Genomic DNA, 12768 nt, shown 5'->3' with positions numbered 1-12768 from the left:
TTCAAACGCTAATTGTCTTACCAAATGCAGTCGGAAACAAGGAAAAATCCAATCAAAAGCAGATTAAACTTAGTAGGTTAACTTCTTGTTATCTATTGTTTTTAAAATAAAAAGCGACAGTAACACCCCTCAGCATAAAGCATAGAGACTGGGATGTTAGCTGCCGCTATTTTTTCTGGCTTACCGTCACAAAGGCTTGTAAATATCTACTCGCTAAGAAGCTTCTCAATGCTCTTACGGAACTTCGGCCCTTCTTTCAGGTTACGCAGGCCATACTTTACAAATGCCTGCATATAGCCCATTTTTTTACCGCAGTCGTAGCTGTCACCCGTCATCAGCATAGCATCAACAGACTGTTTTTTAGCCAACTCTGCAATGGCATCAGTCAGCTGAATACGTCCCCAGGCACCTGGAGCAGTTTTTTCCAGCTCTGCCCAGATATCAGCAGAAAGCACGTAGCGTCCTACGGCCATCAGATCGGAATCCAGCGTTTGCGGCTGATCCGGTTTTTCAATAAATTCAACGATACGGCTGACTTTACCTTCGTTGTCTAAAGGCTCTTTGGTTTGAATAACCGAGTACTCAGACAGATCGCCATCCATGCGTTTAGCCAGTACTTGGCTGCGCCCGGTTTCATTGAAACGTGCCACCATGGCAGCGAGGTTGTAGCGCAGCGGATCCGCACTTGCGGTATCCAGAATAACGTCAGGTAATACCACGACAAACGGGTTATCACCAATGATAGGACGAGCACAAAGAATGGAGTGACCCAGACCCAGTAACTGAGCCTGACGGACGTTCATGATAGTCACGCCCGGAGGACAGATAGACTGCACCTCGGCTAATAACTGGCGCTTAACACGCTGCTCAAGCAACGATTCGAGTTCGTAAGAGGTGTCGAAGTGGTTCTCAACCGCGTTCTTAGACGCATGAGTTACCAGAACGATTTCTTTGATACCCGCAGCTACAATTTCGTCGACAATGTATTGAATCATCGGCTTGTCAACGATCGGCAGCATCTCTTTAGGGATTGCCTTCGTGGCAGGCAACATGTGCATCCCCAGGCCCGCTACCGGAATAACTGCTTTCAAATTAATCATTAAGTCATTCACCTATTCATTAGTTGCTGAATTATAGCTTTTTAGCTTGTTTTAGCCAGTATGAATTACATTGTACAGTTGCCGCGTATGTTACGCCGCTTATCTGTAGAATGCAGTAATCTTAAGCTCAAGTATGTGCGACTTGAGCCAGGAATGGTCGCAAAGTTACCTCCCCTGCCCCGGTAGTCGAAAATTCACCGCTTCGACATTCACTACCTGATGGTTTATACGGTCAATGTCAACTGAACTTTGCCCGACTTCGTTTACTGCATGAACACTGGCCAGCGAGAGTAGCGTGTCCTGTTTAGCCATAAACTTACCGCGTACGTCCTGACGCAGATCGAAGTGCATCTTAAGTGCGGGACCCGTAGCCGATTGCTGCATCACCCTGACGTTACGTAAAAAAAGGTGCTGCGGTTGGTTGTGCAACTCAAGCGTGGCATGCTTCATCTCCACGTTGGTGATGGCCACGAATGACGTTGCATTACCAGAGGAGATCTGAATTCCGCGTAATTTGTATTCACGTTTGGTGTTATCGAGATGGATATTATTTAGCTTAAAGTTTTGTGGAATGGATAAATATCGACCTTTGATGACGCCATAACCAATGAGCATACCTGCGCTGTTCTCCATATTGATATTATCAATCACGAAGTTATCACATCCATAAATAGCAACCGTCGCATTATCAATGCCTGCTTTCTTACTGAAATCCGGGGTGATATTTCGCGCGGTAATATTACGAATGATAAAATGCTTGCCGTTCTCCACATGAACTAACTGCCGACAGTCGGTACCGGTGATGTTCGCCACCACGAAGTTTTTTACCGCCAGTTCATCGGGATAGCTATTATCATAGGTACTGCCTGCCAGCCCGATACCGATGCCCCAGTTCACATTGCCATTGGTACAGTTAATACGTTCAATGACATGGTCAGAAATGAGGATGTTGCTGTCGTTGATAGCCACATTCCACTCAATGGCATCCCCCTGGAGATCGCTAAAACGGCAGTTTGTAATCTTTACGCCGTCCATTCGGTTATGAAAACCCTGACGCAAAATCCCATAGTTAGCGCGTGTGACAGTAATATCATCAATAATCAGATTACGCATCAGCCTTGAAGTTTTACCGCCGATATAGATTTGCGTCACCGGACCGAAACCGCCCATGGCAATCCCTTTTATTACACAGTCCGAACCACGTACATCCAGGGTAACGTTCTTCAGGCTCCCGCCCTGCTCGCCCAGCACTTTGCATCCATCCTGCAGAATAAAGCGTCCACGGCCATTGCCGCTGATTCTGCCTTGCAGGTGTAGCGTTTTGCCAGGAGGAATAACGATAGCGGTATTGAGATCCTTACATTCCAGTCCATATGGTACGACGACCATTTGTCCTTCTTTGAACGCCTGCCTGAAAGAGGCCACCCAATCCAGTGGGTTGTAATCCTGAATGTTGACGCTCCCCGATGATTCAAGCGCGCGAACAACGGGAGAATGCAGCACGACAAGCGCAGAGCCCGCCGTCAGAAAAGTACGGCGTGAGAGTTTGTTCTCTGACATACAACCTCGATTTACATCGTTTGCAGCAGACTGGCTAACTGTTTATTGATAGCTAACTGATTAAATTCATTTTCAATTTTTTCACGCGCACACTGCACAATCGACTGTACCTGCTCACTGTCGAGCAGGCTAAATGCCGCTAAACGCTCTGCCAGTGCCTGCGCGTCGTTTTCCGGTGCCAGCCAGCCTGATTTACCCGACTCGACCAGCTCCGGGATCCCGCTGTGAACGGTGGAAATCACCGGAATACCCACCGCCATTGCCTCCATCAGTGCCACCGGGATCCCTTCCATATCGCCGTCTCTTCCGGTGATCGAAGGCAGCAAAAATACATCCGCCTGTTCAAGCATCTCCTTTACCTGATGACTGGGCTTAAAGCCGGGCATCTCAATAACGCCATCGAGCTGATATTGCTCGATCAGCGTACGTAAACGACGCTCCCAAGGGCCGATACCCAGAATGCGATAACGAAATGAAACGCCCTGCTCTTTTAACTGACGACAAGCTTCGATGGCGAGGTGCAGTCCTTTTTTCTCGGTTAACCGGGCGACAGAGATTATTTCCAGCGGTGCGGCTGGTGCTTTTAGTTGGCGAGGGGTAAAACGCGTCATATCAATGCCCATACGCGAAACCGCGATTTTTTGCGGCGGGCATCCCATGTTTTTTAAACGTCCGGCCCAGAGATTGCTGATGGGTAACATCAAATCTCCACGTTGAAACAGTTGCTGATACTCAGGGGTATAGCGGGCCAAAACGCCCCGGTGCGAAACATCAACCCCATGAAATACCGTGGCGATTTTTCCGCGGATCATCCCAAGCTCACGCAGCTTGGCGGCCGTTACGCCTGCGGGCCCAAAATGAGCAATAAAGACATCCGCCTCAAATGCTCGCGGATTCCCGCCGCAAATAGCAGCCAAAATCAGATTGCGCGCCTCCTCACCATAGCGTGCAACATTAAGCGCTTTCCAGGTCGCTGCGCGGGTAATACCGTGCAGAGCCGCCGCTGCCCTATATTTCAGTTTCGCCAGTTTGCTTTCCGGTTCATTCAGCAACCAGCGAGTTTTTTCACCCAGACGGTAGGTATTAAAGGAGGCATGAGTATTTTCAAGATCGCCTTTCTGCAAAGCGACAATCTCCACGTCATAGCCCATATCAATAAATGCGGTTATCTGATTGAGTACAAATGTCTCGGAGGAGAGCGGAAATTTAAGCAGAAAAAAACCAATCTTCATTTTTCCCCCTCAATACGCGTTAAAACCGACTGCACCATGCGTACCCCACGTTCGCGTTCGCGCATAACCGCGTCGCCGAGACGTATGCGCAGCTCAGGTAACTGTCCGAGAGTATCGGCAACCTTCCCTTCGAGACTGCCATCGAGAAGATGACGAATATCAACAGCCATCTCCGGTAACCCCAGTTGTTGCATGATCCCGGCCGATTTGTGCTCGTAGTTAATGGCGATGGCAGGCGTCATAAAATTCATCGAGATGATGGCAGAATGCAAGCGAGTCCCCACCGTCAGATCGCATGCGCCCAGAATCTTCCCCATCTCCAGATCGTTAAGTTCATCCATCACCACGTGATATCGGGCCGGATCGTTAACATACTGGCGCAGGTTTAACGCCACCATGCGGTCATCTTTGTTGTAACTATCAATACCGGTGCAGGTTGACAGCGCTATCACCTGGTAACCTTCGTCGAGGATGCGGTTCACCACTCCGGAAAAGGCTTGCTCATAGGCCTGCTGCGTTGTCCCCAGACGCTTATCAAAAGGAGCCAGCTCACGCAATGTAATGGCAACGGTCTTCTGTTTAGCCGCCATGTCTAACCAGTGCTGTACCGCATAACCTGGCTCAAAATCCTCATGATGGTTGTCGACCAGCCAGGCCGTATCCACGCCTGTTTCGACTTTATCCGTGGTAATTGCGCTGCGCTTCATCAGATCCAGACTGACGGATTCACGTAAAATCAGCGCATTACAGTGACCAAACACGTAGTTCGCCAGTTGATTAAACTGCTCATCCTGGAATGGCCCCACGCTGTGACCAATCATGTACAGCGGTTTTTTCGCCATAAACGAACACAGGGCATGTTCAAACTGCGGCACGCCATACAGATCGACAAAGAACGATCCGCCGACCTGGATGATGGCGTCATAGCGCGACAGCAGACGGACAAAATCGGTAAAGCCCTGGGCGATAGCGATGTTGCGCAGATTACCGGAATCGGTAACACGCGAGAGCAGTACCTGATGCTGATAGCGACGACGCAGCACTTTCTTCACGCGCCCCATAACCCCTGCTGCGTTGTTATGTTGCTTCATCTGCAAATACAGCGGGTCGCCCATCACCGGGCGGTTTAACAACCACGAAGAGCTCACCGGGTAACGGCTCATCACATCCACTTCGGTCTCGGGACGCAACGCGTTAATGGCATCCAGCAAACCGCGCAGGATCGCGCTATCCCCTCGGTTCCCGCAGGTATGGTTGCCTAAAATTAGTAATTTCATTATGACCTCTTAAAACGTTGTTCTTATCCCGCACGGAGCAAGGTTTTCATTTTTTCACTGCGACAGAGTTGGCGTTTTATTTCCACCACCAGCGGATGGCGCGACAACACAATCATTAGCGCAAACACCAGTGCTCCTGCCGCTATCTGGATCCCCAGCAGCGCGCTTAATGGCACCTGGTTGCGCAGGGTTAAGCCCAACGCATAGCTCACCACAAGGGTTGGTAAGGAGAGATACAACGGCAGCCACAGGCTGAGCATGTACTGACGGTAGCTGGAGCCAAGAACAGGCTTGATCATCACGAAGTAGCTGAGGATCGTGTTAATCACCTGGACCAACAGAAAGCCCAGCGTCACGCCAATCGCCCCCGCCAGATGACCGCCAATGAAAATGGCAGGAATAAACAGAAAGGTTTTGAACACATTGAATTTGAAGCTGATATCGACCCGGGCTTTCGCCATCAAGAGCGATCCTATTGGATTCCCCACCGAGCGCAGCAGACCCACAATGCACAATAGTTGCAGGACCGGAATAATGCCGTTCCACTTCTCGCCAAACACCAGCGGCACCACGTTGTCCGACACCACCATCAGTCCCAGTAGCGCCGGGAAGTTGATAATCCCAACCACTGACAGCAGCTTGTAAAAATTCACCCGTAGTTTTTCGCTGTCGTCCTGGATTTTGGCAAACGCCGGAAACAGCACGCGGGTGATAATCGGGTTCAGTTTGATCGGCGGGACAACCGCCACGTTCCAGGCGAGATTGAATCCGCCCGCCACGCCAGCTCCCAACGTGCGAGCTAAAACCAGCGTGGAAAGGTTGGTATTGATATAATTGATGATGCTGTCTGCCGTCAGCCATGCGCCAAAACGCAGGTTCGACGAAACGGATGCCAGCGAAAAATGCAGCCCGGGTCGGTAAATCCGGCGGCCAAAATAGCCGAACAGCAGCGTACGTAGCGTACTATTCACCAGATACCCAAGAATGGCCGTCAGCGCGAGCGGCCAGAAATGGGCGCTGACCACGGTAAAGGTAAATCCAGCCAGCACCGAACTGGTTTCAATCATGCCAATTTTGTTGAAGGCCAGCTCTTTTTGCATCAGCGCGCGAAACTGCTGCCCGTGCGGTATCACCACAAACGCCAGTGATAAGGTTTTGATGAGCGGTGCCAGTTCTGGGTTATTGAGCACATGGGCAATCGTCTCGCTCAGCAGAAACATCGCCACGCATACCACGATACCCAGCCCAACGTTTAGCCAGTAAAGCGTCGTCAGCTCCAGATAACCAATCTCTTTGCGTTGAATAATTGAGTTGGCGATACCGAAATCCGACAGCGTATCGGCCAGCGCTATGATCACCAGCGACACGGTTAACAACCCGAACTGGTGGTTATCAATAATTCGCGCCAGGACAGTCATCTGAATAAGTCCGAGCCCAATAATGATCACCGTGGCAATCGCCGACCACTTTGCGCCATTAAGCGTTTTTTCTCGTAAACTCATGTTAATACGCCGCTTTGTTAACAAAGCCTTTGAATATCGTCAGAAAAACAATTTTGATATCGAACCACACGCTCCACTCGCGAATGTATTCGAGGTCAAACTCCACACGTTTCTCCATTTTTTCCAGCGTATCGGTTTCACCGCGCCAGCCGTTGATTTGCGCCCAGCCGGTAATACCCGGTTTCACCTTATGGCGTAACATGTATCCCTCAATCAGTTGGCGGTACTGTTCGTTATGCGCCACCGCATGCGGGCGTGGCCCGACGATAGACATGCCCCCGGTCAGTACGTTAATAAACTGCGGCAGTTCATCGAGCGACGTCCGACGCAGGAAATTCCCCACAGGAGTAACGCGCGGATCGTTTTGCGTCGCCTGCGTCACCACCGCATCGTTTTCCATCACTTTCATTGAGCGAAACTTCCAGACTTTGATCGGCTTCCCATCCATGCCGTAACGGGTCTGGCGGAAAATCACCGCTCCTTTGGAGGTCAGTTTTACCAGTAGCGCTATGCCACATAGCACCGGGGAAATAAGCAGCAGGATCAGTGAAGCCAGCACGATATCTTCCGCGCGCTTTAACAGACGATTAATCCCCGAGAGTGGCGTGTCATACAGCGGCACCACCGGAATGCCGTTCATCTCTTCAATCCGTGAATGCAGAATGTTGAAGGTAAAGACATCAGGAATAAGGAGCACTGAACAGGTGGTATCGGCCAACTCGCGCACTAATTTTTTGACGCTGGCACCATCGCTCATCGACATGGCGATATAAACGTTATGAATGCGTGAGGCTTTAGCGTCATCCACCAGTTGTTGCAGATTACCGGCCCAGTCGCGGGAGTTTTTTCCAGGGATAGGGTCGTGATAGATACCTGCAACTTCAAACCCCAGCCACGGTTCATGGCGAAAACTGTCCAGTAGCATTTGTCCAGCTGGCAGGTCCCCTGCCACCGCCACCCGACGAGTGTTGTACCCGCAATTGCGCAGCCATCCCGCGCCGTAGCGAATAAACGAACGACTCAACACCAGGCCGACGCTGGATAGCAGATACCATGCCAGCCAGACGGCGAGACGGTTATCAAAATCGTTATTAAAGGCGATCAGACCTGCGCAAAAAATCAGGCTCAGCGTCCAGTTTTGCAGCAACAGCACCAGCTCAGTGGTCATTTTGACACCACGCCAGGAGCGATAAAAATCCGTTATGCCACCGAGCATCTGAAAAACGACCAGCGTGATCAGCGCCACCAGCAGGTGCATGTACAGGAAAGGCAAACCATTAAATTCGCAGATTACCCACAACCCGCCAAACATGATGGTGATATCTGAAAAGCGTTGCACCATCGAAATTAACGACGCATTGGTTTTGGCGCGCTCGCGCTTCTTTAGATGTGTCATCGTGGTTCCTGTTAGTCACCCTTTGCCCAGAATCGGGCAAAGGAAGCACCAGCATTACTGATTCAGTAACGCCAGAAGAGTGCGCGTTCGCGCTTCCATCAACGGAATATCTCCGCGCGATTCCACGTTCAGGCGCACCACCGGTTCGGTATTGGAAGAGCGTAAATTGAAGCGCCAGTCGACAAACGACATGCTGATACCGTCCGTTCTGTCAACCGTCAGCGCCTCACGGGAAAAATGCTGCTCCACGCGCGCAATCGCTGCCGCCGGCTCTGCCAGCGTGCTGTTAATCTCCCCACTCGCCGGGTAGGCCACCATCCGGTCGCGGACCAGTTCGCCCAGCGACTGTCCTTTCAGACACAGCAGTTCAGCCACCAGCAGCCACGGGATCATGCCGCTGTCACAGTAGGCAAAGTCACGGAAATAGTGATGCGCACTCATTTCACCGCCGTAAATGGCATCTTCGTGGCGCATCCGCTCTTTGATAAACGCGTGTCCGGTTTTTGACATCACCGGTTTACCGCCTGCCGCCGTCACCACGTCCACGGTGTTCCAGGACAGACGCGGGTCGTGGATAATCTTCGCCCCCGGATTCTTCTCCAGAAACGCCTCCGCCAGCAGGCCGACAATGTAGTAGCCCTCAATGAACTGACCTTTTTCATCGAACAGGAAGCAGCGGTCAAAATCACCGTCGAAGGCAATCCCCATATCGGCGCCGTGTTCAATCACCACGTTGCGCGTGTCAGCCCGGCATTCCGGCAGCAGAGGATTGGGAATACCGTTGGGGAAGTTGCCATCCGGCGTATTGTGGATTTTGATAAACTCGACCGGCACGCCCAATGTTTTAAAACGGGCTTCAATGGCGTCCACTACAGGGCCTGCCGCGCCGTTGCCGGAATTGAGCACCAGCTTCATCGGTTTCAGATTGGCGGGATTGATGTAACCCAGCAGGTGGTCAATGTAGGCATCACGGGTAGTAATACGCTGGTAGCGGCCACGTTTTGTCTCATCAACCGCCGGGAAGTCGTTGGCTTCCGCCAGGCGCTGTACGTCGCGCAGACCGGTATCACCGCTGATGGGCCGTGCCCCTTCCCGCACCAGCTTCATGCCGTTGTAATCCATCGGATTATGGCTGGCGGTGACTTCAATACCGCCGTCAATGCCCAGGTGGAAAGTGGCAAAATAAATCTCTTCGGTGCCCGACATACCAATATCCAGCACATCCACGCCCGCATCCTGAAGTCCTTTCGCCAACGCCAGCTTTAGCGTCTTGCTGGTCAGGCGCACATCACCGCCGAGGACAATCGTTTTTGGCTTCAGGAACTCGCCGTAAGCGCGGCCAATACGCCACGCGATATCTTCATTCAGCTCTTCGCCCAGCCTGCCGCGAATATCGTAGGCTTTGAAACAGGTTAATTTCGTCATGATTTACCCTTCTTCAGGCAACAGGAGGCCCTGACTCTTAATGAGCCTTTTTAATGAGTGTTAAATGCATTGCCCGGTGCGCTTCGCTTACCGCGCCTACGTTGTTGTAGGCCGGATAAGCGCGGCGCATCCTGCATCAGGCGCGCCCGTATCTGTCCGCAAACCGCACCACATCATCCTCATCGAGGTAAGATCCGGAGCGCACTTCAATCAGATCGAGCGGGATTTTCCCGGGATTCTCCAGACAATGGGTCGCCCCAAGCGGAATATAGACAGACTCGTTCTCAGCGAGCAGTTTGATGTCATCATTGATCGTCACTTTCGCGGTACCGGCCACCACCACCCAGTGTTCAGCCCGGTGATGATGCATCTGCACGGACAATCCCTCACCTGGTTTAACGGTAATTCGCTTCACCTGGTAACGGTCTCCGGCATCAATGGAGTCGTACTTGCCCCACGGACGGTAAACTTCACGGTGAATATGGTGTTCATGTCGTCCGTCAGCTTTAATTTGCTCCACCACTTTTTTGACGTCCTGCACCGCGTTGCGATCGGCGATCAGCACCGCATCTTTGGTCTGCACCACCACCAGATCCTTCACCCCGACGGTCGTCACCAGGCCAGATTCGGCATACACGTAGCTGTTCTCCGTTTTGTGGCTAATGACGTCGCCATGATGCACATTGCCTTCGGCGGTATGGGCGCTAATTTCCCACAGCGATGACCAGGAGCCGACATCGCTCCAGCCTGCGTTCATGGGCATCACCACCGCATCGGCCGTACGTTCCATTACCGCATAGTCCACAGACTCTTCCGGACAGGCGAGAAACGCCTGTTCATCAACGCGGATAAAATCGAGATCGGGGTCAACCGCACTCATGGCATTCTCACAGGCCTGAAGAATGTCGGGGCGATATTTTTTCAGTTCTTCCAGGTAACGTCCGGCGCGGAACAAGAACATGCCGCTGTTCCAGTAGTAATCGCCGTTCGCCACATAAGCCTGCGCGGTTTCCAGATTGGGCTTTTCAACAAACTGCGCCACTTCGAACGCCACTGCGTCGGTATTGGTCGGCGAAACCTCGCCACGGCGGATATAGCCATAGCCCGTTTCCGGCTGGTCCGGCACGATACCAAACGTCACCAGCTTACCCGCACTGGCATAGGGCATAGCATTGCGAACCGCCTCGCGAAATGCCTCTTCGTCGGCAATCATGTGATCGGCCGCCAATACCAGCAGCAGCGGATCTTCCTCCGGGCTTTGACGTTTTGCCGCCAGTGCGGCCAGCGCTATCGCCGGTGCCGTGTTACGTCCGGCGGGTTCGAGAATAATGTTCTCAGTCAGCTTGTGCAGTTGCCGTAGCTGTTCCGCGACGATGAAACGGTGTTGTTCATTACAGATAACCACCGGGCTTTCACACTCCACGCCGTTCAGACGACAGATCGTTGTCTGCAGCATGGTGAGATCGCCTTTCAGGCACAGGAACTGCTTTGGATACAATACGCGGGACAGAGGCCATAAACGGCTACCCGAGCCACCGGCCATCACTACCGGAAAGAGTTTGCTTTGACTCATCATTAACCCCGAATATCAGCAATAAATTGGCTAAGCACGTTATCTTTATCCAGCGTGCGTTCGGCATAGTCACGTGCCACCGTATTGACTTTTGGCATCCTCAACGCCCGTTGGATACCGCAAACCAGCGCGTTTACCGATTCCGGTTCCACGCATACTGCGATGCCTGGAACAATGTTACAGAGTTGCCCCAGCTCGGTTTCCGGCTCGGCGGTAATCACAGCGTTACCACCAACGGCGAGGATATTGGTCAGTTTGGAGGGCAGTACGGCATCCGCCGCACCGCGCTTTTGTACCACCAGATGACAGTCCGCCATTTTGAGCAGTGCAGGCAGCGCGTCATAAGATTGCAGTGGAAAGAACATCACATTGTTCAGGCCGCGTTCGCTGACCATACTCTCCAGCCGCGCTTTACCCCCGCCCTGCCCGACAATCACAAACAGCCAGGGCCGCTCGCTCAACAAGGCCGCTGCGTCGATTACACTCTCCAGTCCTTGCTTTTCACCAATATTGCCAGAGTAGAGAATGATTTTTTTTCCATCAGGCAAGCCCAGCTGCTGGCGCAACGCCAGAGCATCGGCGGCGTCCACATCGCGAAAACGCGCTACTTCTGACCAGTTCGGAAAGAAGATAACCTTCTGTGCATCAACGCCCTTTTCCTGTGCTTTATTCATCATTGAGCGAGAAATGGTCGAAATATGATCCATATTCAACAGCCCACTGCGCTCAAAGGCGCTGGCCAGTTTTGCCACCATACCGCGCTTGCCTTTGCCCGCCATGCCAAGTCCCAACATGGCATCAACCTCGTAGTCCTGAATATGCAGCAGCGTGCGCGCCCCGGACAGCTTCGCCAGCAGGCGTATTCCCGGCGTACAAAACAGCGTCGGTACTACCCCAATGATGCGATCCGGCTTCCAGCGGCGCTGCGCCAGCAGCGGGAAGAAACTGCTCAGGGCGAAACTGCCTAAATGCAGTAGACGCTTGAGCGTGGAGGGCTGCTCAGGCACATACAGCGGGCAACGCCAGACGATTGCATCGCCCTTTTCACGACGGTAGCGCCAGGATGAATAGCGACCGTTGACTTTCCACTGCGGATAATAAGGCGGCGCGGTGATCACCCGTACGTCATGCCCCTGTTGCGCCATCCACTCCACCATTTCACCGGTGTATTTACCGATACCGGTCAACTCCGGCGAATAGTTGATGCCATACACAAGGATCTTCATAGCCCGGGTGCTCCGGCCTGACTCTTCTCACAGAAGTAAGCCCGGCTGTTGTCGTGCACGTGGTCACTGGCCAGAATCTCTTCAATTGCCAGCCAGCGGTACGCGTCATGTTGAACGTCAGGCAGTTGCAGGTCGTTTTCCGACACCCGCAGACGAAATCCCAGCACGATGTAATGCGTTGAGAAATCTTCCCCGGAAAAGTTGTCGTCATAGAAGTGCTGCCAGACACCGTAAAACTGCGCAGCGGACAGCGGTAAACGTAACCCCAGCTCAGCTTCAGTAAGCCGCTCAAAGGCAGCGTGCAGCGGTTCATCTTTTTGCACCCGACCGCCGGGCACAAACCAGTACCCCTGCGCAGGACGATTGAGGCGCTTGCCAAGCAGAAATTCACCGTGGGCGTTTTCCACGATCAAATCGATGGAAATCAGCGGAGTTGAACGTACAACGGTGGCAAAATCCTCATGACGTAAAAACATG

Annotated in this window: 10 protein-coding genes; all 10 read right to left on the bottom strand. The window is 52.4% G+C overall.

Annotated features, from left to right (window positions below; all coding sequences use genetic code 11):
• Window positions 1-206: 206 nt before the first annotated feature.
• The 10 genes from galF to OGX67_RS25145 all read right to left on the bottom strand — a co-directional run bounded on the left by galF (window position 207) and on the right by OGX67_RS25145 (window position 12767).
• Window positions 207-1100: a GalU regulator GalF gene (gene galF / locus OGX67_RS25190; protein ID WP_086504310.1), complete on the bottom strand. Its 894-nt coding sequence runs from the start codon at window positions 1098-1100 to the stop codon at window positions 207-209.
• 165 nt (window positions 1101-1265) lie between these two features.
• A complete protein-coding gene (gene wcaM / locus OGX67_RS25185; RefSeq protein ID WP_268044649.1) occupies window positions 1266-2660 on the bottom strand; it encodes a colanic acid biosynthesis protein WcaM in 1395 nt (464 codons plus the stop codon).
• Between the two features lie 11 nt (window positions 2661-2671).
• Entirely contained in the window at window positions 2672-3892 is a 1221-nt protein-coding gene (gene wcaL, locus OGX67_RS25180) for a colanic acid biosynthesis glycosyltransferase WcaL (protein WP_086504312.1), read from the bottom strand.
• The gene (gene wcaK, locus OGX67_RS25175; protein WP_086504313.1) at window positions 3889-5169 is read right to left on the bottom strand and encodes a colanic acid biosynthesis pyruvyl transferase WcaK; all 1281 of its coding nucleotides are present in this window, start codon (window positions 5167-5169) and stop codon (window positions 3889-3891) included. Before wcaK ends, wcaL begins: the two co-directional genes overlap by 4 nt.
• A 23-nt stretch (window positions 5170-5192) precedes the next feature.
• The gene (gene wzxC / locus OGX67_RS25170; protein WP_071697535.1) at window positions 5193-6671 is read right to left on the bottom strand and encodes a colanic acid undecaprenyl disphosphate flippase WzxC; all 1479 of its coding nucleotides are present in this window, start codon (window positions 6669-6671) and stop codon (window positions 5193-5195) included.
• A 1-nt stretch (window position 6672) separates the two neighbouring features.
• Window positions 6673-8067, bottom strand: a complete 1395-nt coding sequence (wcaJ, locus tag OGX67_RS25165) for an undecaprenyl-phosphate glucose phosphotransferase (RefSeq protein WP_257651067.1) — start codon at window positions 8065-8067, stop codon at window positions 6673-6675.
• Between the two features lie 54 nt (window positions 8068-8121).
• Window positions 8122-9492 (bottom strand): colanic acid biosynthesis phosphomannomutase CpsG, encoded by a 1371-nt coding sequence (gene cpsG, locus OGX67_RS25160; RefSeq protein WP_171859264.1) that lies wholly within the window; start codon window positions 9490-9492, stop codon window positions 8122-8124.
• 136 nt (window positions 9493-9628) lie between these two features.
• Window positions 9629-11065 (bottom strand): mannose-1-phosphate guanyltransferase, encoded by a 1437-nt coding sequence (cpsB, locus tag OGX67_RS25155; RefSeq protein WP_177711725.1) that lies wholly within the window; start codon window positions 11063-11065, stop codon window positions 9629-9631.
• Between the two features lie 2 nt (window positions 11066-11067).
• The gene (wcaI, locus tag OGX67_RS25150; RefSeq protein ID WP_257651066.1) at window positions 11068-12291 is read right to left on the bottom strand and encodes a colanic acid biosynthesis fucosyltransferase WcaI; all 1224 of its coding nucleotides are present in this window, start codon (window positions 12289-12291) and stop codon (window positions 11068-11070) included.
• Window positions 12288-12767, bottom strand: a complete 480-nt coding sequence (locus tag OGX67_RS25145) for a GDP-mannose mannosyl hydrolase (protein WP_016150604.1) — start codon at window positions 12765-12767, stop codon at window positions 12288-12290. Before OGX67_RS25145 ends, wcaI begins: the two co-directional genes overlap by 4 nt.
• Between the last annotated feature and the right edge of the window lies 1 nt (window position 12768).

Source organism: Citrobacter sp. Cf118 (assembly GCF_030334095.1).
In the GTDB taxonomy this organism is placed as follows: Bacteria; Pseudomonadota; Gammaproteobacteria; order Enterobacterales; family Enterobacteriaceae; genus Citrobacter; species Citrobacter freundii.
This window is presented reverse-complemented; position numbering and strand designations above follow the sequence as displayed.